Genomic DNA, 2,006 nt, shown 5'->3' with positions numbered 1-2,006 from the left:
CAACAGAGAGTGGCCGCAACATTTTCAGCCATTGCCTCCATACAAATTGGACACTCCATATGAGCCACTGCGTCATGAGCCACTGCGTCTGAAAACTCCTGAGTTGGTGGCAATGAAGCTATTTCTGATGATGTGGTTTTTTGACTGAATATCGGCTTAAGAAGCCCCAGAACCTGTCTGAGTTTGAGGTCTTTTTCAAGATAAGAAGAAACACGAGCATAATCGTATAAGTGCCTCCAGCCAAGTTCGCCAAAGAGATGTTTATCAAGCAGCTCATTGGCCACAGCATCTGATAAACCATGTAAAAGCCAGGAAAAAATAGTACCGACGCTGATACCTCGATCAACCAATATATGAAAAGGCGTAAAACCAGCAATATTGGCTTTTGACAGCATGGCTGGCGTAATGGTTTCAGCATTGCGTTCGAAGATTGCTGCAATATCTTCAGGTGAGCTGTTTCTTGCGATTTCGTGTAACTGGTTTTCACCACTGGCGACAGTGACTATGGATTTTTCTGTGATGCTCATAGCCTCTGAAGATTTTTCAGCCTTTGCAATGGCGACTTCCGAAGTCGTTGCTTTCGATATAACAGTTTTGGGTGCTGCCAGACTTTTTGTATCTTTACTTGATTCAAATACCCCAGGTTCATCTTCTTCCGGTACAAACAGTGGCAAAGCTGATGGCTTTGATGAACCCAAAGGCTCTGCAAGCGGTGCCGAAGATCCAACAAATGATGGATCAAGTTTCTCTCGCTCTTCCTTCAACCAGCCAAGTCGCAGTGACCTGACTTGAAGCAGCTCAGCCTGTTGAAACAGCTCGTCCCAACTGAGTTCAGGGTTGATCTCCAGAAGTGTTTTCAGAAGCTGCTGATGCTCAGGGTCACCCAGACGGTACCAAGACAATGCAGCTGCAGGAGAAGCATGCTGTAACAACATCTGAAGTACAGAGACACCGGCATGGTTGGTTGTTAATCCTGTGAGATAATCAAAGTAACCGCTGTCCAGAAATGCTTTGGTCAGTGCGATATCACCTCTGGCAAAAAGAAGATGCAGCGGGGTATAGCCATCAATGGTTCGTTTTCTGCCTAAAGCCCTAGAGTAAAGATAAATGGCACCACAGCCGTCATTAAACCGTTGAATGGTAGATGAAGAACCCTGCTCAAACAGTATGTGCAGTGGCGTTTCGCCATTATGGGCTACAGCCCCCAGCATAGCATCGCTCATCAGGGAATAATTCTTGTCAATAAAATGATAAATCAGCGGGGTACTGCCACTGGCAAAAAGAATATGCATCAGATTCACGCCACTGAAATCCTGCATTGCCAGATCCTGGCTAACAGGTCTGCCTGTCTGATTTTGTAATCTTTGAAACACTTCCGCCACTGCCCGGAAGAAATTCCGGTGATAAAGAATATGAAGCAGGGTTGAACCTCGGTGGTTCTGCCGGGACTGCAATTCCCAGGTAATCATCTTGCCAATAAATTGAATGGTTTCAATGATGGCCTGTTCTGACTGATATTGAAACAGGTAATGTGCTGAGGTACAGCCGCAATTGTCTGGAAGCTCTATTAGTGCAGCTGTTACCCAATGTTTGAAACGCCGAAGAAACCACCGAATGACTGCCGGTGAAGTATATTGAGCCAGATCATGAAGCACGGTTCTGTGGTTACGATCTGACTGATTTAAATCCTCAGCGACTATCGGTAAATCGAATTGTTGTAAAAGGTCGAGCAGGGTTTCTTCCGTTCCGAAACGAATCATAAAACGGAACAGAGTCAGAGTATTGTCCATTAAAGGTGTTCCCGGTACCTGCCCTCTGTATTTAGCGCAATGACTTTGGGTATGGCTTTGTAGCATTTCCTGGCGCGCGTCAAGGGTACCTGCAATGGGTCTGAATTGTTGACACCGATCGCATCTTATCCAGTGCCTTTCTGCGTGAGGCAGTACTTCCTGAAGTAGAAACCCGCTTTGTTCGCAATCTGTACAAGATAGCCTTAAACCGGCTTC

Annotated in this window: 1 protein-coding gene; it reads right to left on the bottom strand. The window is 45.9% G+C overall.

Annotated features, from left to right (window positions below; genetic code table 11):
• Positions 1-1,790: hypothetical protein (locus KDK19_RS17965; protein WP_257292508.1), on the bottom strand; the 1,790-nt coding region annotated here is incomplete at its 3' end.
• Between the last annotated feature and the right edge of the window lie 216 nt (positions 1,791-2,006).

Origin of the sequence: Endozoicomonas sp. ONNA1 (assembly GCF_024606325.1) — a bacterium.
GTDB lineage: Bacteria > Pseudomonadota > Gammaproteobacteria > Pseudomonadales > Endozoicomonadaceae > Endozoicomonas_A.
The sequence above is the reverse complement of the archived record's forward strand: the minus strand, read 5'-3'. Positions and strand labels throughout refer to the sequence as shown.